The organism is Blautia glucerasea (genome assembly GCF_013304385.1).
Taxonomy (GTDB): domain Bacteria; phylum Bacillota; class Clostridia; order Lachnospirales; family Lachnospiraceae; genus Blautia_A; species Blautia_A ammoniilytica.
This window is the reverse complement of record NZ_JAAITU010000001.1, coordinates 72,937-96,223: the sequence shown is the minus strand read 5'-3', so window position 1 is coordinate 96,223 and position 23,287 is coordinate 72,937. Positions and strand designations below refer to the sequence as shown.

At 42.9% G+C, this 23,287-nt stretch carries 20 protein-coding genes; all 20 read right to left on the bottom strand.

All coding sequences use genetic code 11. The features are described 5' to 3' along the window. Nucleotides 1-357 precede the first annotated feature (357 nt). The 20 genes from sigH to G5B11_RS00355 all read right to left on the bottom strand — a co-directional run bounded on the left by sigH (nt 358) and on the right by G5B11_RS00355 (nt 23,263). Nucleotides 358-954, bottom strand: coding sequence for an RNA polymerase sporulation sigma factor SigH (gene sigH, locus G5B11_RS00450; RefSeq protein ID WP_173726451.1), 597 nt, complete (start codon nt 952-954; stop codon nt 358-360). A gap of 26 nt (nt 955-980) precedes the next feature. Then, nucleotides 981-1,712 carry a 23S rRNA (guanosine(2251)-2'-O)-methyltransferase RlmB gene (gene rlmB, locus G5B11_RS00445; RefSeq protein WP_158420647.1) on the bottom strand — a complete coding sequence of 244 codons (732 nt, stop codon included), beginning with the start codon at nt 1,710-1,712 and terminating at the stop codon, nt 981-983. A gap of 17 nt (nt 1,713-1,729) precedes the next feature. Continuing rightward, nucleotides 1,730-2,152: a Mini-ribonuclease 3 gene (locus G5B11_RS00440; protein ID WP_158420646.1), complete on the bottom strand. Its 423-nt coding sequence runs from the start codon at nt 2,150-2,152 to the stop codon at nt 1,730-1,732. Beyond that, nucleotides 2,137-3,546 carry a cysteine--tRNA ligase gene (gene cysS / locus G5B11_RS00435; RefSeq protein WP_173726450.1) on the bottom strand — a complete coding sequence of 470 codons (1,410 nt, stop codon included), beginning with the start codon at nt 3,544-3,546 and terminating at the stop codon, nt 2,137-2,139. Before cysS ends, G5B11_RS00440 begins: the two co-directional genes overlap by 16 nt. After that, nucleotides 3,543-4,034 (bottom strand): 2-C-methyl-D-erythritol 2,4-cyclodiphosphate synthase, encoded by a 492-nt coding sequence (ispF, locus tag G5B11_RS00430; RefSeq protein WP_158420644.1) that lies wholly within the window; start codon nt 4,032-4,034, stop codon nt 3,543-3,545. The genes cysS and ispF overlap by 4 nt, the downstream gene beginning before the upstream one ends. A 148-nt stretch (nt 4,035-4,182) precedes the next feature. After that, a complete protein-coding gene (locus G5B11_RS00425) occupies nt 4,183-4,560 on the bottom strand; it encodes a RidA family protein (RefSeq protein ID WP_158420643.1) in 378 nt (125 codons plus the stop codon). A 142-nt stretch (nt 4,561-4,702) separates the two neighbouring features. Then, entirely contained in the window at nt 4,703-6,151 is a 1,449-nt protein-coding gene (locus G5B11_RS00420) for a serine hydrolase (RefSeq protein ID WP_173726449.1), read from the bottom strand. Between the two features lie 159 nt (nt 6,152-6,310). Next, complete coding sequence (gene glmS / locus G5B11_RS00415; protein ID WP_158420641.1) at nt 6,311-8,137, bottom strand: glutamine--fructose-6-phosphate transaminase (isomerizing); 1,827 nt, start codon at nt 8,135-8,137, stop codon at nt 6,311-6,313. 100 nt (nt 8,138-8,237) lie between these two features. Continuing rightward, nucleotides 8,238-10,604 (bottom strand): ATP-dependent DNA helicase, encoded by a 2,367-nt coding sequence (locus tag G5B11_RS00410; RefSeq protein WP_173726448.1) that lies wholly within the window; start codon nt 10,602-10,604, stop codon nt 8,238-8,240. Nucleotides 10,605-10,687: 83 nt separating this feature from the next. After that, entirely contained in the window at nt 10,688-11,455 is a 768-nt protein-coding gene (locus tag G5B11_RS00405) for a TIGR03915 family putative DNA repair protein (protein WP_173726447.1), read from the bottom strand. Next, on the bottom strand, nt 11,452-12,762 hold the full coding sequence (locus G5B11_RS00400) for a putative DNA modification/repair radical SAM protein (RefSeq protein ID WP_173726446.1): 1,311 nt from the start codon (nt 12,760-12,762) through the stop codon (nt 11,452-11,454). Before G5B11_RS00400 ends, G5B11_RS00405 begins: the two co-directional genes overlap by 4 nt. 150 nt (nt 12,763-12,912) lie before the next feature. After that, nucleotides 12,913-14,232, bottom strand: a complete 1,320-nt coding sequence (locus G5B11_RS00395) for an aspartate kinase (RefSeq protein WP_173726445.1) — start codon at nt 14,230-14,232, stop codon at nt 12,913-12,915. 135 nt (nt 14,233-14,367) lie between these two features. After that, nucleotides 14,368-15,063, bottom strand: coding sequence for a tRNA (N6-threonylcarbamoyladenosine(37)-N6)-methyltransferase TrmO (gene tsaA, locus G5B11_RS00390; protein ID WP_158420636.1), 696 nt, complete (start codon nt 15,061-15,063; stop codon nt 14,368-14,370). Then, complete coding sequence (locus tag G5B11_RS00385) at nt 15,060-16,337, bottom strand: amidohydrolase (RefSeq protein WP_173726444.1); 1,278 nt, start codon at nt 16,335-16,337, stop codon at nt 15,060-15,062. Before G5B11_RS00385 ends, tsaA begins: the two co-directional genes overlap by 4 nt. Continuing rightward, nucleotides 16,337-17,422, bottom strand: a complete 1,086-nt coding sequence (mtnA, locus tag G5B11_RS00380; protein WP_244092871.1) for an S-methyl-5-thioribose-1-phosphate isomerase — start codon at nt 17,420-17,422, stop codon at nt 16,337-16,339. Before mtnA ends, G5B11_RS00385 begins: the two co-directional genes overlap by 1 nt. A 58-nt stretch (nt 17,423-17,480) precedes the next feature. After that, nucleotides 17,481-18,332: a purine-nucleoside phosphorylase gene (locus G5B11_RS00375; RefSeq protein WP_158420634.1), complete on the bottom strand. Its 852-nt coding sequence runs from the start codon at nt 18,330-18,332 to the stop codon at nt 17,481-17,483. Between the two features lie 189 nt (nt 18,333-18,521). After that, a complete protein-coding gene (locus tag G5B11_RS00370) occupies nt 18,522-20,309 on the bottom strand; it encodes a leucine-rich repeat protein (RefSeq protein WP_173726443.1) in 1,788 nt (595 codons plus the stop codon). 132 nt (nt 20,310-20,441) lie between these two features. Further along, nucleotides 20,442-21,569, bottom strand: coding sequence for an MGDG synthase family glycosyltransferase (locus G5B11_RS00365; protein ID WP_173726442.1), 1,128 nt, complete (start codon nt 21,567-21,569; stop codon nt 20,442-20,444). A 22-nt stretch (nt 21,570-21,591) separates the two neighbouring features. After that, a complete protein-coding gene (locus G5B11_RS00360; RefSeq protein ID WP_330603019.1) occupies nt 21,592-22,194 on the bottom strand; it encodes a glycerol-3-phosphate acyltransferase in 603 nt (200 codons plus the stop codon). Nucleotides 22,195-22,267: 73 nt separating this feature from the next. Continuing rightward, nucleotides 22,268-23,263, bottom strand: a complete 996-nt coding sequence (locus tag G5B11_RS00355; RefSeq protein WP_330603018.1) for a Gfo/Idh/MocA family protein — start codon at nt 23,261-23,263, stop codon at nt 22,268-22,270. Nucleotides 23,264-23,287: the final 24 nt, after the last annotated feature.

Genomic DNA, 23,287 nt, shown 5'->3' with positions numbered 1-23,287 from the left:
TTTTTTCAGAAGTAAAAGTCATTCTCCCGCCCTTGCGCAAGCACAGGTGGGATCAAACCTTTTGACACTGTAATCATAGAATTACTGAATCAGCACAAGGGAATCACCTCCAGAAATGAAAAAAGACATGTACATGCTCCAGCATGTGCAAAAATAAATAGTACAAATTATCAATTTAAAAAGATACAAAAATGAAAAATGATCAGATTAAGATCAAAAGAAATTAGATTTATGAAATGTAACGCTGAAATATTTATAAGATGGCTATATCTTACCAAATAGAGAAAAAAAGTCAATGAAAGAACTATAAAGATCTATAAAAAAAGCCTAAAACTTTTCACACCTGAAAAAACAATGTTACAGAACATATTTCTTTTCCAGATAATTACGGATCTTTGTGCGGATCCTTCGTAAAGCATTGTCTACAGACTTAGGATTCTTGTCCATCAGCATCCCGATATCTGCATAGCTTTTTCCTTCTAAATAATAATTTAACACTGTATTTTCCATTGGGCTTAAAGCCGATTTGATTTCATCTTCCAAGGCACGGGTATTCTCCCTGTCAATGATGATCTCTTCTGGTGTTTCAACCCATGCTTGCGCCAGGGGGCTTTCTTCATCCTCCTGGCTTAGCGAAATATAGGTATTTAATGGCATATGTTTCTGTCTGTTGGAACTTTGAACAGCACTGTAAATCTGACGGTCAATACACATCTGTGCAAAGGTAACAAAAGAAGCTTCCTTTCCCGGATGATAATCCCTGACAGCTTTAAAAAGCCCAATCATCCCCTCCTGAATCAGGTCATCTGTATCACCGCCTATAAGGAACATTGCTCTGGCTTTCCGCCGTACAAGATATTTATATTTTTCGATCAGATAATCCGCAATTCCCGTTTCACCGGCACGCAGTCTTTGAATCAGCTCTTCATCACTATATTTACTGTACTGTTCCATAATTCCTCCTGCCCTTTACAGGCGTTTCAGGAAAGTCGCTGACGAACGATCTCGTATGCAAGTATACCTGCCGCAACTGAAGCATTCAGAGAATCAATATCCCCTTTCATGGGAATTGCTGCTGTAAAGTCACATTTTTCTCTGATCAGACGGCTGACTCCTTCTCCTTCATTACCGATCACCATACCGATAGGACCTTTCAGGTTCAGGTCATACATCCTATCACCATCCATATCTGCACATACAAACCAGATACCGGCCTCTTTCAGTTCATCAATTGTCTTTCCAAGATTTGTTACTTTTGCCACCGGTGTATAATTCAATGCACCTGCAGATGTTTTGGCAACGGTAGCTGTAAGGCCCACTGCCCTTCTTTTGGGAATGATCACTCCATGCGCCCCTGCCAGATTTGCAGTCCGGATGATTGCTCCCAGATTATGCGGATCCTCAATATTATCAAGCAGGAAAATAAATGGCGGCTCGCCCTTTTCTCTTGCTTTTTCCAGAATATCCTCTACGGTAGAATACTCATAGGCAGCAATCTGGGCGATCACTCCCTGATGGGAGCCTGTCTGGCTTAACTGATCCAGCCGCTCCTTTGGCACGTAATTGATAATCGTGTCTTTTTTTCTGGCTTCACGAGCAATACTTCTTACCGGACCATCCTGACACCCATCCAAAATAAAAAGCTTGTCGATCACCTGTCCTGAACGAAATGCTTCCATTACTGCATTGCGTCCCTCTATCTGCTCACTCATATTATTCCTCTTTCACCTTAATATTCCTGGGGTAATCCCAGCTTTACCAGTTCAAGGATCCTTGAAAAATCCTCTTTTAAATAAAGATACCCTACAAGCGCTTCAAACCCAGTGGCCCTTCTGTAATCAGACATTGTGGCATGCTTGGCCATTGTACCTGAATGGGCATTCCTGCCTCTTTTATAAACTCCATGCTCTTCCTCTGTAAGTACAGGCTCGATCTTCTCGATCATTGCAGATTGGGCAGACGCCTTTACAAGGCTGCTGGCTTTTTTGTGAAGCTGGTTCACCGGACAGTTTCCACGCTTAACCAAAATGGTCCGTATGATCAGTTCATAAACACCATCTCCAATATACGCCAGTGTTAAGGGAGAATAGGTCCTAAGGTCCCTATCCTCCAATTGAAACTGCTGTTTAAGATTATCTAAATTCTTTTCCATTTTACACCTTCGCGTGTATCTTTAAGCTGAATCCCCTTTGCAAGAAGTTCATCTCTGATCTCATCAGCCCTTGCAAAGTTCTTGGACTTTCTTGCTTCCTGGCGCTCCTGGATCAGATCTTCAATCTCTTTATCAAGAATTTCGTCTTTTTTCTCCACGTTCAGTCCCAGAACTTCACACAGATCCTTCATTGTAGTGAACAACTGCCCTGCAAACTCTGCTGAGCTTTCTCCTGTTACATTTGTATTGGAAAATTTAACCAATTCAAAAACTGCTGCCAGAGCATCTGCTGTATTAAAATCATCATCCATGGCATCTTCAAATTTTGTAACAAAGCTTTCAGATTCTTTGATAAGTTCTTTTTCTTCCTGAGAAGCTTCTCTGACTGCTGCATGGTCTTTCTGGTCCGCAAGCTTTCCAGCTGCCTCCACAATACGCTCCAGGGCATTTTTTGATGCTTCCATCAGATCTGCGCTGAAATTCAGCGGACTTCTGTAGTGTGCATTCAGCATAAAGAAACGCAGTACCTGAAGATCATACTGCTGGCTGATCTCACGGACTGTACGGAAATTACCCAATGATTTGGACATTTTACGGTTATCAATATTAAGGAATGCATTATGCATCCAGTAACGTGCAAAAATCTTGTCATTGCAGCACTCGCTCTGGGCAATCTCATTCTCATGATGTGGGAAAATAAGATCTTCCCCACCTGCATGAATGTCGATCTCTTCACCAAGATATTTCTTAGACATTACAGAGCACTCTATATGCCAGCCCGGACGTCCTTTGCACCATGGAGATTCCCAGTAAGGTTCGCCTTCTTTTTTTGGTTTCCAAAGCACAAAATCCAGGGGATCTTCTTTCTGATCTTCACCAGATACCTGAAGTGCACGGAAACCAGATTGGAGGTCATCCAGATTCTTATGGGACAGCTTTCCGTACTCCTTAAATTTCTTTACCCTGAAATATACAGTACCATCGTCTGCTGCATATGCATAGCCTTTATCCATTAAGGTCTGGATCATACGGATCATCCCGTCGATTTCCTGAGTAGCCTGTGGATGAACAGTAGCAGGCTTTACATTCATTCCTGCCATATCCTTTTTACATTCTGCAATATAGCGTTCGGAAATCTCCTGTGCACTTACACCTTCTTCCAGTGCCTTTTTGATGATCTTATCATCCACATCTGTAAAGTTTGACACATATTCTACCTGATACCCTCTATATTCAAAGTATCTGCGGACAGTATCAAAAATAATCATAGGTCTGGCATTTCCAATGTGGATCAGATTATATACGGTAGGACCGCAGACATACATTTTTACTTTACCCTCTTCCAGAGGAACAAATTCCTCTTTCCTGCGGGTCAGTGTATTATAAAGCTTCATGATTCTCTTTCCTCCATCTTATTATTCAGAAGGCACACTGCCTGGGCAGCGATCCCTTCTCCCCTTCCTGTAAATCCAAGGCCTTCTTCTGTCGTAGCCTTAATATTCACACAGGACACAGGTATTTCCAATGTTTCTGCCACATTCCTGATCATCTCCGGAATATGGGGTGCCATTTTGGGCTTCTGGGCAATAATCGTCGCATCAATATTCCCAACCTCATATCCGCTGGAATCTATTAGTTTCTTCACATGGGAAAGCAGCACAAGACTGGAAATACCGGAATAGGCCGGATCTGAATCAGGAAAGTGCTTACCTATATCCCCAAGTGCAGCCGCACCAAGCAGTGCATCCATAATAGCATGAAGCAGCACATCCGCATCTGAATGCCCAAGCAATCCCAGTTCCCATGGGATCTTCACTCCTCCAAGAATCAGGTCACGGTTAGCCGTCAGCCTGTGAACATCATATCCCATTCCGATTCTCATTGTCAGTATTCCTCTTTCGTAACGATTCAGTACAAAATGCATTCCCCTGCTGAATAGTTACACTCTTTCTTTTTAAGCTGAAAAGCCGGGAATATCCTATCAGCTAATCGGATGTATCCCGGCTTTTATCATTTATTTATGTGCCTGATTATTTCTCGATGGCTGCGATCACTTCTACTTCGCAGAGAACATTCTTTGGAAGTGTTTTTACTGCAACACAGGAACGGGCTGGCTTATTCACGAAATATTTTGCATATATTTCATTGAACTGTGCAAAATCACCCATGTCAGCAAGAAAACAAGTAGTCTTAACTGCATTCTCAAAAGATGTCCCTGCCTCTTTAAGAACAGCGTCCAGATTCTTCATTACCTGCTCAGCCTGAATCTGAATCGTATCTCCTGCAAGCTCTCCTGTAGCAGGATCAACCGGAATCTGTCCGGATGTAAACAGTATATCATTCAGAATAATTGCCTGGGAATATGGTCCGATCGCTGCCGGTGCCTTATCTGTATAAACTACTTTCATTTGTTATTCTCCTTTCAAATGATTTCTCTTTTTTATAACTATTCAGTACCTCACAGGATACTGACTGCTGAATAGTTACCTTTATTCATCATAATATATCATATAGCAAGTCTGGTCAAGCTATTTTCCTGAGGAGAAAGAGTCAGCTTCCCTCCGGCACATTTTCCAAATATTCATAAACCATAGCAGAAATCTTCCGTATATCATCTATGGCATCCTCTTCCTTAGGACACTTCTCTGACATCACACATAAAATATAATCTGTATGATTTCCATAAACAATGGCTATATCATGCTGGGTAGTGTCTGTTTCCCCAGTCTTATTTGCAATCGTTACAGATGCATCCAGCACCTGCGGAATCTTGGTACGATTCTTCTGCCCAAGCAGCAGTTCCAGCATTGCCTGTGAATCCTTACGGCTTCCGCACTCTTCCCTGTAGATCTTCTCCAGCAAAAGTCCGCAATCCTTCACAGAAGTGGTATTATTCTCTCCGATTCCAACCGGTGTTGTAGATGAGGGAGCAAGCGTATGAAGCACCTGCGTATCCTGATAACCCTCTGCTTTAAGATATTGATTGATTTTTCTGGCACCAGCTGCAAAATCATGTTTCTTGGTCTGAAGACGAACCAGTTCATTAAATGATTCATTATCACTGACTGTGATCATATTACTAAGAAGGGTTCCTATCTTCTTTGATACCTCCTTACTGCCAGCGTCTTTCTTGAGGATGTTTTCTTCGCTCTGTGTAACCACATCCATATTATCATAGGTCTCGGCCATTACAAAGGCCTTGATCAGGCTGGCGGATGCCATCCTCTGGTTGTTGATCACCAGCTTGTCATCTGTTCCAAGATCTTTTACATAGATGCTCCATTCCCCTTCAAAGTCTGTTACCATTTCCTGCAAAGATAGCTTCAGCCTTTGTATGCCGCCCTCATCCATATTCTGAATCCTGCCATCTGCATCATATACATAACCCTGGGAAGTGGTCCCTGCCTCTGAAGCCAGTACCCCGTTCTCTCCAAAATAATAATATCCATCAAAGCTTCTGCCATTTGAATCCATTGAAATATAAAAAATCCCAGGATCTGTATTCATCTTGCCGTTTTCATCGAAATAATAATAGGAATCATAGGTTTTTCCATTTAGAGTCAGCTGCTGGATATACCTGATCTGAGGTGCAGCAGAAATCCTGCCCAGATTATTAATCATATAACATCCATCTGCTGTATATCCGTCTTCCTCAGATGAAACAGAAAGGTTTTTCAGATAAGCCAAATATGGCACATGAGCCTGAAATTTCCCACTTTCATCATGATAATAGTATCCTTCAAAAACAGTCCCATCGATAGTAAAATTCTTGAAATAATGAACTGCTGGACGATTATCTCTGGATCCATCTTCTTTCAGACAATAAAATCCATCGCTTTTCAGAAGATACATCCCGCTTCCGTCCTGGATAAGACGCACCTGTGCTTCCTCTGTAACAGACAAAAGACTGCCACCAGCAGCAGCCTGAGGCTTAACTGTAAAAATAACGATCCCCAGTACTGCCACAGCCACGGCTATCACTTTTGCGTATCTTTTCATATACTGCTCCTTATATTCCTTATGCATCTAATACAGTGAATATTAAGTAACCACCATATTGACTTGCCTTAATTTTCACTGCACTAGTCTCATCCTTGCGGAGCGTTTTATGTAATAGGAACATTACAGAGTAATTGCCGATTACATAAGAAAGTATCCCTACTCCACAGTTACGGATTTTGCCAGATTTCTGGGCTTATCCACATCCAGTCCTCTGCCTACGGAAACGTAGTATCCGAACAGCTGAAGTGGAATGATGGCCAGTGAGTTGGTAAAATACTGACTGGTCTTTGGAATATAAATCACATAATCTGCATTTTTCTCAATATCTGTATGTCCCAAATTGGTAAGAGCCATTACAAAAGCGCCTCTGGTCTTTACTTCCACAATATTACTGATCGTTTTCGGATACAGCTTCTCCTGTGTGGCTACTGCAACAACAAGGGTACCGTCCTCGATCAGGGAAATCGTTCCATGCTTTAATTCTCCTGCCGCATATGCCTCTGAATGAATGTAAGAGATCTCTTTCAGCTTCAGGGATCCTTCCATTGCAATGGCATAATCGATCCCACGGCCAATAAAGAACATATGACCGGCAGCCAGATAACGGTTGGCAAATTTTTGAATCTTCTCTTTCATGCCAAACAGGGATTCAATCTGATCTGGAAGCTGAATCAGGTCACTTCTCAGCTGTGCAAATTCTTCATCTGTGAGCATGCCTCTTACTTTGGCAAATTTCATAGAAAGCAGATACATAGCTGCAAGCTGTGCACTGTACGCTTTGGTAGTGGCAACGGAAATTTCCGGGCCTGCCCATGTATACATTACATTATCTGCTTCTCTAGCAATAGAGCTTCCTACTACATTAACGATACCCAGTGTTCTTACTCCATGATTCTTTGCGTCACGCAGTGCTGCCAGCGAATCAGCTGTTTCCCCTGACTGGCTGATAATGATCACTAGCATATTATCTTCATAGATAGGCTCACGATAACGGAACTCACTTGCCACATCTACTTCTACCGGAATCCTGGCCATGCTTTCAATCACATATTTAGCAGTCATACCTACATGGCTGGCAGAACCGCAGGCAACAATATCAATCTTACGGATGCTGCGTATCTCCTCATCTGTCATCCCAAGCTCCTCGATCACTACATCATCGTCTTTTAATCTGGGGCTGATGGTATCTCTCACTGCCTTAGGCTCTTCGTATATCTCTTTCAGCATAAAGTGCTCATAACCGCCCTTTTCAGCTGCATTAATATCCCAGTTAATGGTTGTAGGTGTTTTCTCGATCTCTTCGCCATCAATATTATAAAAATGTATATTCTCTCCGGAAAGACATGCAATCTCTTCATTCTCCATATAATATACACTTCTGGTGTATTTCAGGATAGCCGGCACATCTGATGCGATCAGATTGCCCATGCTGCTTGCACCTACGATCAATGGACTGTCTTTACGTGCTGCATAAATATGATGGGGATGATCCTTAAACATGATCCCCAGTCCATAGGAGCCTTCTACTCTATGCATCACTCTCTCGATTGCCTCTATCGGATCTCCCTTGTAATAATCTGTAAGCAGATGTACCAGTACCTCTGTATCTGTCTCAGACTGGAATTCATAGCCTTTATTTTCCAGTTTTTTCTTTAATTTGGCATAGTTCTCAATAATGCCATTATGTACTACTGCAATGGAATGATCCTTATTAAAATGAGGATGTGCATTCACATCTGAAGGACAGCCGTGGGTTGCCCATCTGGTATGACCAATCCCACAGCAACCCTTCATAGTTTCGCCGCCATGCGTAAGTTCCTCCAGAACTTTCAGTCTGCCCATGGTTTTCTTGATCTGGATCTCCTGTCCGTCAAAGACAGCAATCCCTGCAGAATCATATCCTCTGTATTCCAGCTTTGAAAGACCATCCAGCAAAATAGGTGCTGCCTGCTTGTCACCAATATATCCAACTATTCCGCACATGAGATTACCTCCTGTTTTGTATGTGTATAATCACTTTTTTCACCGAAAAACCTATAAACTCATAAACTTTCCCATGCTAAAAATATAACAAAAGTATACCCTAATTTTTCGGTCTGTCAAGTGCTTTCCAAAATCCCTCCAGCTTGCCCTCCAGTGTAGCCAGGCTGCAGCTTTGTCTGTCATCCCATTCCCTTGGGAACAATTCACCATATTTTCTGTCTGCGAAACGTTCATCTAAAAGCAGTATCACACCTGTATCCTCCCTGGTCCTGATCACTCTGCCTGCTGCCTGAAGTACCTTATTCATACCAGGAAAGCGATATGCATAATCAAACCCGTTCTCCCCTTTATCTGTATAATATTCTCTCAGGATCTCCCTTCTGATACTAACCTGGGGCAGTCCTGTACCAATGATCACTGCACCGATCAACTTATCTCCAATCAGATCGATTCCCTCAGAAAAAATGCCTCCCATAATGCAAAAAGCAGCGAACGTATAGTCATGTATATCAAAATTCTGAAGAAAGGCTTCTCTCTCCCTTTCACCCATGCCAGGATTCTGACATACTGTTCTAACCCAATCCACAGAAAATTCTTCTTCGTAAACATTATATACGTCCTGCAAAAGCCGGTATGATGGAAAAAAGATCATATAATTACCTTTTTTCTTCCATACTGTTCTGGCTATGTACTCTGCAATCCGTCTGTATTCACTGTAATTTCTCCTAGTATACCGGCTGCTCACATCCACACCTGTAAGGATACACCTTTGTTCTTTACTAAAAGGCGACCTGACATAGATTCCATAATCATCCGAACGTACACTTAACAGCTTTCTGTAATAAATCATAGGAAGAAGCGTTGCGGAAAAGAAAACTGTGCTTATTCCTTTTTCAAGGGAAGCATTCAGATTCCCTGCAGGATTTACACAGTACAAATGAAGGCGGAACTTCCCATCCTCACTGTTCTCTGTATAAACCACATAGTTATCATCTACTAATTCGGAAATATTAAGAAAATCCCTTACTGAAAAATAGAAATCCAGAATCTGATCTGACAGTTCCTGATTTTCCGATTCTTCCATAAACTTCTCCAGTTCTCCGAAAACTCTCAACATAGCAAGTGGTATCATTCCTGCATTCTCCAGTATTTGATAGCCTTCACATTCTTTTTGCATGGATAACAACTGACGATTTACCTTGTCCAGGCTTCTTGCCAAAGTCGGAGCCTTTTCCCTTACTTTCTTTCGTACTTCCAGCACTTCTTCCTTGCAGACAGAAGCACTGTACATTTCTCTCCCTCTCTCCACCAGATTATGTGCTTCATCTATAAGAAATATATAATCGCCTGAAACACCTTCCCCGAAAAACCGTTTCAATCTGGCATTGGGATCAAATACATAATTGTAATCACAGATCACGCCATCTGCCCATAAAGCCAGATCCAGGCTCATCTCAAAAGGGCACACCTGCCATTTTCTTGCCTGATCCTGGAGCGAATCTCTGTCATAGCTGTGTCCGGAGGTCCATAACTCATAAACACATTCATTGATCCGGTCAAAGTGACCTTTAGCATATGGGCAGGCCTTTGGATTACACTCTGTTTCTTCCTGAAAACAGATTTTTTCCTTGGCAGTCAAAGTGATCACCTTAAACTTCAGACCTTTTTCCTTCAAAAATGAAAAAGTCTCTTCTGCTACGGTTCTGGCAATCGTCTTGGCAGTAAGATAAAATATCTGCTCACCATGTCCTTCCCCCACTGCCCGCACTGCCGGAAAAATGGTGGATATGGTCTTCCCCACACCTGTAGGTGCCTGGATAAAGATCTGCTTTTCCGCAGATATGGCATGGTAGACACTACTAACCATCTGCCTCTGCCCATCTCTGTACGGAAATGGAAATTCAAGATCCTGCATGGAGTGATTCCGCAGCTCTTTCCATTGAAGCTGATAAGAAACCCATTTGTGGTAACGGTCAAGAAGTTTCTGATACCAGTCTTTTAGTTCCTCCAGCATAAATGACTCACCGAATCTATGTATCTGTTCTGTATCAAGGTTCACATAAGTCATCTGGATATCAATCTGATCCAGAGATTCCATCTCCCCATACATCCTGGCATAACACATTGCCTGGGCCTTATGAACCAAAACCGGTGCTTCCATCTGCTCCGGATCTGATGCGATCCCTTTTATCTCATCAATAACTGTAATATCATCCTTCGTAAAAATCCCGTCAGCCCGCCCTTCTACAAGGATGATCAGATCTTCATATTCTGTTTTCCATTTCAGGCTGACCTCAGCCTGATAACCGGCCCCCATTCTTTTCTGTATCTTGCGATGGATGCGGCTTCCTTTCTGCATGGCTTCCTTATCCGATACACTGTGCCGGTTATCAATGTCACCGCTTCTTAAAATAAATTCTACCAGGTTCCTTACTGAAATACGAAATACAGGTTTAGCCATTTTCATTCTGATACAGTATCTCTTGCCCTCTCACATAGTCAAGCCGGATAGTTATATCCGCTTTGCTGATGGATATTGTAACACATACATTATGTAAATTCCACCATGTTCCTTCTGTATTTCAAAGGCAGAAGCTGCTGCTGAAGTGCTGTATTCTTCCTTTCCGGAATAGTAATAGCACTGCAGAATACCCTCCACAAATCTTCATAAATCTCCGGATTTCCCGGCGTCTGGTCTGTCACCTTAGGCTGTACGTTCTGAATCACAGTGCAGGCAGACTGCACAGGATGTATCATTGCCTTTTTTCTTTTCTTATCATAAATCATCCAGTTCTCGCCTTGAAAACGGTCTTGAAAATGTGTGCCCAGCATTTCCAGGATATCATTAGCAGGCTCTATTTCAGAAAAAAGTACCTGACCGCCGATTTCCCTGAACCTTAAAAATCCATAGTAATGATGCAATTCTCTCCAGACTCTGGTTCTTAATCGTGATACCTGTCCCACATAAGCATCTGCTACATCTTCCATGATGCCGGGATCCCACTTTCCATGGAAAAAAGACTTATAAAGAGTATAAAAAACCGCAGTTCCACGATCCGGATCCGAAGAGGCTGCTGCATACCACAAATCCTGGCAGACGGCAGATCCCAGATTCTTCAGAATAGTTCTCGTTACCCGCCCGGCTTTCTCGCTGTCTGACCGTACATGATGTAATCTGGTAAAAAGTTCCATATTCTCCGGCTCACAGGTACGGATCTGAATCTGCACCTTTTTAGCTTCCATCCATCCGTCATATACAGCCGTAAAAATCCCCTCTGTACTATCCTCGCAGATAAACACTGTCTTCTCCTGATTCACAAAGCATACCTCCTCTCAATCCCATCCTCTTCTCGGTCAAAAAAAGAAAGCTGCCGGCAGGTACTGTAAAGAAGCTGCTCTGGTCTCCTGGCATCTGTTATATTCCGGATAATATAATCTTCTTCCAGCTTAGTCCTGTACATCATCCTGCCATTGCAGGTAATAAAATATAATGCACGCTTCAGAACTACTCCGATCTTCTGTAAATCGGTAAAATCCAGAGAATGCGTCTTTCTTGCGCCTACAATCCTCCTGGCAGATCTGTCACCGATCCCAGGGACCCGAAGGAGCTGATAATACCCGGCTGTATTGATCTCCACCGGAAAATATTCCAGATGGCGTATTGCCCAGTTGCACTTTGGATCCAGCTGAAGATCAAAATCAGGTCTGGATTCAGATAAAAGCTCAGAAGCCTTAAATCCGTAAAACCGCAGCAGCCAGTCTGCCTGATATAGCCTGTGTTCTCTTAAAAGAGGGGGCTTGGTATACACTGCCGGAAGGGCTTTGTCTTTATTCACTGCAACAAAAGCTGAATAAAATACTCTTTTTAATGAATATTTCTGATAAAGAGACTCTGCCACAGACAGAATCTGGTAATCATTCTCCCCAGATGCCCCTATGATCATCTGAGTACTCTGGCCGGCAGGCACAAACTGTGGTGCATGCTTAAATAAGGTCAGTTCTTCCTTACTGGCATCCCGTTGGAGCTGTATCTGCCGCATAGGTCTTAAAATAGTCTGTCTGCTTTTGTGGGGAGCAAGCCGTCTCAGCCCATCTGCTGTAGGCAGTTCCAGATTCACACTCATTCTGTCTGCCAGATATCCTGCCTGCCGGATCAGATCCGGCGATGCCCCCGGAATAGCCTTCAGGTGAATATAGCCATGAAAATGGTACTTTGTTCTTAAAAGCTGTACAGTCCTGCAAAGCTCTTCCATGGTATGATCAGGACTTCCCTTGACTCCGGAGCTTAAAAATAATCCCTCAATATAATTACGTCTGTAAAACTCCATAGTTAAGCTGCATACTTCTTCCGGAGTAAAGCTAGTCCTGACCACATCATTAGAAGCTCTGTTCACACAGTATTTACAATCATATACACATTCATTGGTATATAAGATCTTTAAAAGGCTGATACATCTCCCATCAGCAGAAAAGCTGTGGCAGATCCCGGCAGCAATGCTGTTGCCCATCCCTTCAAAACTGCCACTCCTGTCAACACCGCTGGAAGTACAAGCCACATCATACTTGGCTCCATCTGCCAGTATCCTCAGCTTCTCCATCAGTCCCATTGATTCCTGAATTACCATAACCTGTCCCGTACCTTTCCTCCATTGATTGCTGCAAACATTTGTTCGTATCGCTATAATAGAACAAATGTTCTTTACAGTCAAGGCTATAAAACGGGACGAACATAAAAAGACAAAAAAAGAACTGCCTGTTACGGCAGCCCTCTTCTTTTACATCTGAGTAAGAACAAAAATATCATAAATTGCTTTTATTGCAGTCTCAAAATCTCTATTTTCCACACCAATGATAATATTCAGCTCACTGGAACCCTGATCGATCATCTTAACATTTACATTAGCATGTGCTAATGCTGAAAAAATCCTTCCGGCAGTTCCTCTGGTGGACTTCATTCCCCGTCCTACTACGGCGATCAATGCCAGATCTGACTCCATTTCCACAAAATCCGGAGATACAGCCCGGTGAATCCCTGCGATCACCTGCTGTTCCTTTTCCTCAAATTCATCCTGATGCACATAAACGGTGAGCGTATCAATGCCTGACGGAATATGCTCAAAGCTGATGCCCTGGTCTTCAAATACCTGAAGCACTTTACGTCCGAATCCGATCTCACTGTTCATCATGGATTTTTCAATGTTGATAGAACAGAAGCCTTTCTTTCCTGCAATACCGGTAATGGTATACTTAGGCTTTCTGCAGGTACTTTCTACAATGAATGTGCCCTTGTCCTCCGGGTGGTTGGTATTACGGATATTAATGGGAATCCCTTCTTTTCTTACAGGAAAGATGGCATCCTCATGAAGAACCGTTGCTCCCATATAAGATAACTCACGAAGTTCACGATAGGTAATCGTCTCGATCACTGCCGGATTATCCACGATCCTTGGGTCTGTTACCAGAAATCCGGATACATCTGTCCAGTTCTCATACATATCCGCCATGATCGCCTTTGCAACAAGAGATCCTGTCACATCTGAACCACCTCTTGAAAAGGTCCGTACCTTCCCGCCATCCTCAGCCCCGTAGAACCCTGGAATAACTGCTTTTTCACATTTTGCCAGTCTTTTTCCAAGAAGCTTATTAGTCTTTTCAGCCTCAAGAACCCCGTTCTTATCAAAACGGATCACTTCTGCAGCATCCACAAACTCATAACCAAGATAGGCTGCCATTACTTTACCATTGAGAAATTCTCCTCTTGATGCAGCATACTCTTTCCCTGCATGTGCTGAAAAATCAGCCGCAATCTGCTCAAATTCACTATCCAAGGAAAGTTCAAGAGAAAGTCCCCGGATGATCTCCTGGAAACGCTCCTTGATCTCCTGAAGCTTTCCGTCAAATTCTTGGCCTGCTTCAGCAGCTTCATAGCAGGAATACAGCATGTCTGTTACCTTTGTATCTCCGTCAAAACGCTTTCCCGGTGCAGAAGGTACAACGTATCTGCGGCTTTCCTCGCTTCTGATGATCTCCCCTACCTTTTGGAACTGTTCCGCATTGGCAAGAGAGCTTCCTCCAAATTTTACAACTTTTTTCATAATAGTAATTACTCCTCGCTGCTTTTTATAATGCACTGACGCTATTGTAAAAAAAAGTAACAAAATTTGCAAGTACTTCTTTTAAGATTAAAATCACAGTTTCCAAGATTTAAAGTCACACAAGCGCAACTGTTTTTACTTTTCCTTGGGCTTCTTGTTTATGCTCTCTGTCACATCCAGCACTGTCAGAATATTTCCCACAACTTTAAAATGGATATCTTGTCTGCCGAATGCCATGCCATATTCCCTGTCAGGGTCTTTCTGGTAGCCTGGTCGTGGATCATCTGCCAGCACAGCCACCAGCGCTTTTCGCAATTCTTCTGGAACTCTTCTTAACAGCCCCTCTGGGAAATCCACTTCCAGCTTATGATCCTGTATTCTTTCTGTAAAGCCGGCCCTGCCCTCCGGATGGCTGTCTGCCTCAGGAAGATAGGGCTTTATGTCATAAATGGGAGTATCATTCATCAGATCTGCTCCTGAAACATACAGTACAGGCCCAAGTTCCTTTGTATATTCCACCTTTTCCAGTTTTACAGCCGAAAGGCCTACCGGATTGGGCCGATAAGGGGATCTTGTGGCAAAAACTCCTTTTCGTATATTTCCACCAAGCCTTGGAGGCCGGACCGTAGGAGACCAGTCATCCCGCACAGCCTGTGAGAATTCCCAGATCAGCCAGATATATGTGTATTCTTCCAATCCGCGAAATGCCTCTGGCTTTCTGTATTCCGGTTCAAATACAATCTTCGCCTTCAATTCCCTGATCCTTCCACTTTGATGAGGAATCCCGAACTTTGATGGGAAATCATTCTGGATGTGTGCAATTACCTTCATGCTCTGTATTTCCGGATGATCTCATTTGCCTTTGCATAAATCTCTTCCGGATCCTCTCCTATGCTGAATAACCCATCTTCATAAAGAATACTTCCATTAACCATAGTAAGCTTTACATTTTCCTTACTTCCACTGTATACAAGATTCTTTACCAGGTTATTCTCAGGCTGCATATTCGGCCTGTGAAGATCGATCATAACAAGATCTGCCAGTTTTCCTTCTGCAAGGCAGTCACAATCGTCCAGACCGCAGCATCTGGCTCCCTCTGATACAGCCATTTTAAGAACCTGATCTGCCCCTACAGCGGAAGCATCTTTTGCACGCAGCTTCGCAAGTCCGGTGACAAGAAACATTTCCCTGAACATATCCAGGCAGTTGTTGCTAGCCGGTCCGTCTGTACCAACAGCCACAGGAATGCCCAGATCCAGCATTTTCTGTACAGGAGCGATTCCACTGGCAAGCTTGGTATTTGAGCCAGGATTTGTCACCACATACAGCTTTCTTCTCTTAAATATGTCCAAATCTTCCTGGGTCATATATACGCAGTGATAACCACCTCCGCCATACTCCCACACACCCAGTTTGTCAAGATACTGGGTTGGTGTAACACCATTTCTTTCGATACACTGACGTACCTCTGCTTCTGTCTCAGAATTATGGGTGAACACAGGTGCCTGATATTTCTGTGCAAGTCTAGCCACTTCTTTCAGCCGGTCCTGGCTTGTGGTATATTCTGCATGAAAGCCCAGACAATAGCGGATCAGCGGATCATACGCATTATACTTTATGTAGTCCTCTTCCATCTCCCTTGGACTGGATGAAAAGTCATTCATAGGAGATACCAGAACTGTACGGAATCCACAGTCTACACTTGCCTTTGCGATCTGCTCAGGATAAAAATACATATCAAAGTTAGAAGTGATCCCACTGGTAAGATACTCCAGGATCGCCAGCTTTGACAGATGATACACATCCTCAGGCACTAACTTAGCTTCCATGGGAAAAATCTGCTTATTCAGCCAATCCAGCAAAGGCAGGTCATCTGCAAAAGACCTAAGAAAGGTCATGGCTGAATGGGTATGTGCATCCTTAAACCCAGGGATCAGCAGGTTCTCTTTTACATCAATCTCTCTATCCCAGGCATTTTCCCCATAAGCATCCTGTGTTTTTTCAGGACCTATATAAGCAATCCTGTTGCCTACCACATGAAGTTCTCCCTGGATGATCTGAAAATCCTTATCCAGGATCCTGGCATTATAAAAACGGGTATTCATCAGTCATCCTCCTTTTCCTCTCCAAAAAGTGCAGCCAGGCTTTCTTCGTAAGGTGCTCTGCAGATTCCTTTTTCTGTAACGATTCCGGCGATCAGCGTATGATCTGTTACATCAAAAGCAGGGTTGAAACATTTTACAGATTCCGGAGCCATAGGCTGCTTATAAAACATCTTCTTGATCTCGTCCGGATTTCTTTCCTCGATCTTGATCTGTTCTCCTGTAGGGCAGTTCATGTCAATCGTTGAAGTAGGTCCAAGCACATAAAATGGAATGTTATAATACTTTGCTAGGATTGCCACACCGCTGGTACCGATCTTATTGGCCGTATCTCCATTGGCAGCTACACGGTCGCAGCCTACAAAGCAGGCCTGTACCCAGCCCTTTTTCATCACCATACTCGCCATGTTATCACAGATCAGTGTAACATCGATCCCAGCTTTATCCAGTTCATAGCTGGTCAGTCTGGCTCCCTGAAGCAGCGGACGGGTCTCATCTGCAAATACATGGAAGTTCATGCCCTGTTCTTTCCCAAGGATCAATGGACCAAGGGCAGTACCGTACCTGGATGTTGCAAGCGGCCCTGCATTACAGTGGGTAAGGATCCCATCACCATCTTTAATAAGACTTAGCCCATACTGGGAGATCTTCTTACACATGGCAATATCTTCCTGATGAATCTTTTTGCATTCTTCTCCAAGAAGCTTTACAATCTCCTTAACAGGAAGTTCTTTATGCTTGTATGCAGTCTGTTCCATCCTGTTGATCGCCCAGCTAAGATTCACAGCCGTAGGACGGGAGCTGTTCAGATACTCTCCATACTCTCTCAGTTTTTGATAAAAAGTGTCAAAGCTGTCTGTATCAATCGTTTGGGCCAGACAGTACATCCCATATCCTGCACAGATTCCAATAGCCGGAGCACCTCTCACCCGCAGATGAAAGATTGCTTCATAAATATCTTCCGCTGTCTCTAATGTAAGATACTCAGCAAGATTGGGAAGCTTTGACTGATCCAGGATCACTACATACCTGCCGTCTTCTGACAGTCGTACATGATCCATATCCACTTTCTGGCTTGTCTGTTCCATTAATACTATTCCTCCTTTAATTAACCGCTTTACACTGCCTCCCGGCATTTATCAATAATCATATAATATTCAAGTCGAGCAGGATTTCTCCCATAGCCTTAATGCTTTCTGTAACAAGGCTGCGAAACAGCGGTGCAACCCTGTCTGCTGTTTCTTGTACCTCTTCATGGGTAAGCGGATTCTCTGTCATGCCACAGCCAAGATTGGAAATACAGGAAATCCCACAGATCTTCATACCCATATGGTTCGCTGCGATGGCCTCACAGGCAGTACTCATACCAACCGCATCTGCTCCCAGGGTACGGCACATACGTACTTCTGCCGGTGTTTCAAATGCAGGACCTGTCAGCTGGATATAAACGCCCTCTTTAAGATCGATTCCCAGCTTACCGGCAGCATTTCGGATCACCTGCTGCAGATCAAGATCATACACATGACTCATATCACAGAAGCGAAGCCCTAGTTCATCAATATTCGGCCCGATCAAAGGAGATGGCACAAAAGATCCTATCTGATCTGTGATCATCATCAAATCCCCTGCTTTAAAATCAAAGTTTACGCCACCTGCCGCATTCGTAAGGAACAGTACTTCCGCACCCATCAGCTTCATCAGCCTTGTAGGCAGAACCACATCGGAAATAGAATAGCCTTCATAATAGTGAACCCTTCCCTGCATTGCCACTACAGGCACATCCCCCACATATCCGAAAACAAAGCGACCCTTATGACCAGGCACTGTTGATACGGGAAATCCCTGGATCTGGCTGTAATCCAATGTCTGTACCACTTTCATTTCCTGAATATACTCACCAAGTCCAGAGCCCAGTATAAGGGCTGCTTTTGGTTTAAAATCTACTTTTTCCTTTACACTTTCATAGCATCTTAATAATTTTTCATATACTGGATTCATTTGTTTCCTCCTTTTTCTGCTGATAATTTTTTGAAATCTTCAGTCCAAATTAAGAATTGCGGCAGCCATGCCGACTACCAAAATATTCCAAGTTTGGACCTGCTTCGAGGACTCCATCCTGCATGCAGCATTCTTAGTTTCTGTCTATTGATTTTAAATCAAGAGAAATTTTATATTGTTATATATTTCTTAACCTTTTACAATTCTTTTGCTGTTAAGGCCTTTCTCTTTCAAAAGTTTTTTGTATGTCTTCATTTTATTTCCAGGTACTTTTGCCGTAGTTATCTTAGGTGTACCTTTAAATGCTTTTTCGGAAACTGTTTTTGCAGTCAGCTTTCTGGTTTTGATTATAATTGTTTTCAGTTTCTTGCAGCCACTGAATGCATAAGAACCAATCTTTGATACATTCTTGCCGATAACAACTGTTTTCAGTCTGGCTGTGCCTCTGAAAGCATTATTTCCAATTGACCTGATGTTGTTTCCGATTGTTACTTTTGTTATTTTCTTATTGTTTCTGAACGCATTATCCGCAATCTGCGTAATTTTATATGTCATACCGTTTATTTTTACAGTATTCGGGATTATAAATGTTTTCCTGTTTTTACTCACCGGAGTAATGAAAGCCACTTCTTTTTTCACTGCATTTGTAATTATATATTTTCCGGTCTTCTTATCGTCAACTCTTCCAACATTTGACTGTGACTGCTGTGGTTTCTGTGTTGGCTGTGGTGTTGGCTGTGGTTTCTGCACCGGCTGTGTTGGCTGCACCGGCTGTGATGGCTGCGGTCTCTGCGTTGACTCTTTTTTAGGAATAGGCTCCGTTCTTGTCTTATTACATTTCTCACAGGTGTATATTTTTATACCTTCTGAATCCTCATCAGGTTCTTTTGTTATTTTACCCACATCCCAGATATGACCAAATGCCTTGAGGATTATTCCACCCTCTGTATAATTACACCTTGAACAACCGATCACCGCTTCTTTTCCATCCACCTCACAGGTCGGCTCAACTTTCTCTGAAACTATTCTTGTCATATCATGACCGAGGGCTTTTGTCTCTGTTCCGGCTTCAAGCAGTTTCTTACATCCTTTACAATAAATATCCCCTGTGTACCCTGCTTCCAAACACGTTGCAATCTTTTTATTTTTTATTTCAGTTTCTCCTGTATGGTTTGATGCATCTTTCTCACCATATGTCTGACGACAGACTTCACAGACTGCCGGTGATGTACAGGTTGCCCTGCCGCCAGTGTGATTCTTTTTACTTATGTCTGTTACAAAGTCACAATTGTTAAAACCGTATGGTCTTACACGACAGCTTGTTACGGTTATTTTGGTCAGAGTTGTGGGAATCAGATAATATTTTCCATCATACCTCGTCCATGTGTAACCAGGCACTTTTGTTGTTGTAGACTGAAACCACCAGCCAAGATGTCCAAGGTTGTCTGCTGCGGTTCCTATAAAAGGCACTGTAAGTTCCTGTAGAGAATTCATATCTTCAAAAACCTTTGAACCCAATAATGTAACTGTATCAGGAATCGTAAGTTTCGTAATTCCCCTGCATCCACTGAATGCAGAAGAAAATATCTTCGTAACATTAGATGGAATATCTATATTTGACAGAGATGTGCAGCCCGTAAATGCTGCTTCTCCAATTGACTTTACTGAACTGCCAATTATTACTTCTTCCATATTTCCGGCATAGAAAAATGCACGATCCCCAATAGTTTCAGGTCCATTTATCACAGCTTTCTTAATCTCTGTTATATGACTGTACCATGGAATATCATGATACATGTCTTTTGAATAATCTGTCATTCTGCCGCTTCCACTGATTGTCAGTGTTCCCTCATCATCCAATATCCACGTACAGGTTTTCCCGCAATTTCCACTTGATGCAGCACTGACAACAAAATTACTCATAAACATCATACATACAACAACAAAAGCCCCTATGAGAAATCGTTTGATTTTCATTTTATCCCCCCAATATAAAAAATAATCTCTCGGAATCTTCAGCCCAGTAAAATCAGGCTTTCAGATCCATCTTTAGGATTTACACCCATGAATTTTTAAAGTTCAATGCCAGCGTTTCGCAGGCATGATCAATCAGCATTCCGAGAGATCATGCTGGATCTTCTTGTAAATAAAATCGCATATTCCTGACGCAGTGTCAGGATCTACGTTTTCTTTCTGTTTTTCCATCATATTTGATGCCATATTCTGGTCATTTAAAAGGCAGAGTCCCTGCTTAACCTGCCCTTTCACTGTTTTCGCAGAAACACTCATGCCAAGCTTTACGAAAAACTTCCTGTTTGCACTTTCACAGCCTGGGATAGGGTCCGTATGCACCATAGGCACCCGGACAGCTGCAGCCTCTGTAGACGTAAGACCTCCTGGCTTTGTAAACAATACATCACAGGCCTTCATGTAAAGCGCCATCTGACTGGTATACCCGATAACATGGACTCTTTCTTCCTTTAGAAATTCTTTTTTCATACCAGTCTCAATCTTACGATTGCTTCCACAGACCACAAAAATCTGTGCTTCTTTTGTTTCTTCCAAAAGAAGCTTTACGATCCTTGCCAGATCTCCGGCTCCCATACTTCCTCCTGCCACAAGAATATATCTGCCATCACTTAATAAGCCCAGTTTATTTCTGGCATCTTTTTTTGAGATATCCTTTCTACAGGCAGCTGCCACCGGAATCCCCACAGGGATCAGCTTTTCCTTTGGAAGTCCTCTGCGGATACAGGATGGAATCAGCCTTTTATGTGGAACCGTATAATAATCACAATCTGTTTCTTCCCAGAATGGAATGCAGGTATAATCTGTCATAATCGCAACGGTAAGGGGCAGTTCCATTCCTTTACGCTTCATGTATGTGATGGTTTCTGCTGGATACAGATGTGGCATTATGATCACATCTACAGGATTTTCCTGAAGATATTCATCCAGATATCTGGCCATCCTGCCGTTCAGGTAATAAACCGGCGACTTTTTCATCAGCCTGCTGACCAGCATTCCCAAATGGTACGCCACTCCGAAAAGCTTTGGAGTTTTCTTTACGATCTGAACATATCCGTTCCCTACGATCCTGGATACTCCCTGTCCTGCAAGGGTAAGATAATCCAGCACATACGCCTCGTCCCCCCTGGAAACAAATTCCTCTGCAACAGCCCGTCCTGCCGAATTATGGCCTCCACCTGTATTACATGATAAAATCAGTGCTTTCATCCTGCGATCCCTTTCTTTTTATTCATACTGTAGCTTTCTCTTCCCTGGATTCCTCTTCTGTACAGATGCAGTGCTTATACGCCACAATACCGGACAGGAGCAGCACACCTATCAGCACAGCAGGCGGTTCTGCGGTAAAAAAGCAGGACAAGCCTACACATGCAAAGGTGATCAGGCTTCTTTTCCTATGAGATCTGACAGGCAGTACCAGAGAAAAAAGAAGGTAAAAGATCACAAGACTGATAAATGGACAATACACTGGAAACAGCCCAGCTAACACACCAAAGCTTACAGCTATAGCCTTTCCACCCTTACCACGGTGGAAAATCGAAAACGCATGTCCTGCCACTGGTGCCGCCATCACCCCTGCAAACCAAAGGGAATCCATGCCAAGCTGTCTGCCGCACAAAAATACAGGCAGAAAGCCCTTTGCTAATTCACTTAACAAGGTAAGGATCCCACAGCCGATCCCTCCATATACAAATGCATTATAGGTTCCCGGATTGCCATCTTCTGAAAGACGCCTTACATCTACTCCTTTAAAAATTTTGGGATACTCCAGTGCAAAAAGCATGCTTCCTGCCAGATACCCCACAGCCATATAAAAAATATATCTATGATCCACTGTCAAAACTCCTGATTTTCAGCGGTTCAGTATTTCTATAAAATACTGCCAGCTGAATTGTGATTGATCGTCTTTACAAAATACCTTGATCGGCTGGGAAACAGATCCCCATCAGCTTACGTGCCTCATCCATTAGCTTCATTTCCATTCTGGAATACTGATCATAAGCCTTTGTTTCTTTATGATTAAGAATACAATCTGCCCATATGCCTGCCTCATAGACCATATCATCCGGATCCAGATCAATGGAAATCTGTTCTGTTTCTCCATTCCTGTAGCAGATTGTAAGCTCCTGCACACGACCAACCTCACTGATCAGCATATTGGCTTTTTCTCCCTGGATCTGACTGGGAGAACTGCTGTCCGTAATCTTGGAATAAATCAGTTCTGCCTGTTTATCCGGATATATACCGATAATAGTACCTGCTCCGTCCACACCATTTTCAAGGAAGACACCCTGTGCCTGGATCCTATCAGGCATTCCGAACAGCATGACAAGAGCATACACGCAGTATACTCCTATGTCCATTAATGCCCCATTTGACAATTCCGGTTTAAACGCATTTTCAATGATCCCTTTTTTGAAATTATCATACCTGGAAGAATATTGACAATACTGAAGTGTTACTCTGCGGATCTGTCCCAGTTTGGGCAGATTTTCCTGTATTACCTGATAGCCAGGTGCAAAAATCGAACGCATGGCTTCCAGAAATACCACATGGTTTCTTTGAGCAGCCTGCTGCATCCTTTCCAATTCCCTTTCATTACTTGCCACAGGTTTTTCGACAAGTACATGCTTACCATGCTCCATCAGAAACACAGCCTGCTCACAATGAAGAAAGTTGGGACTTGCAATATATACTCCATCAATATCAGGATCCTGAGCCAGCCCCTCCAAAGTTGTATAATACTTCTCCACCCCGTATTCTGCCGCAAAATTCTTTGCTTTTTCTTCGCTTCTTGAATAAACAGCCTGATATTCAATCAGCGGACACTTGGCAACCCCTGCCAGAAATCTTCTTACGATCTTACCTGTCCCGATGGTTCCAATCCTTATCTTACCATTCACACCCATTTCTTCCCCTTTTCTTTA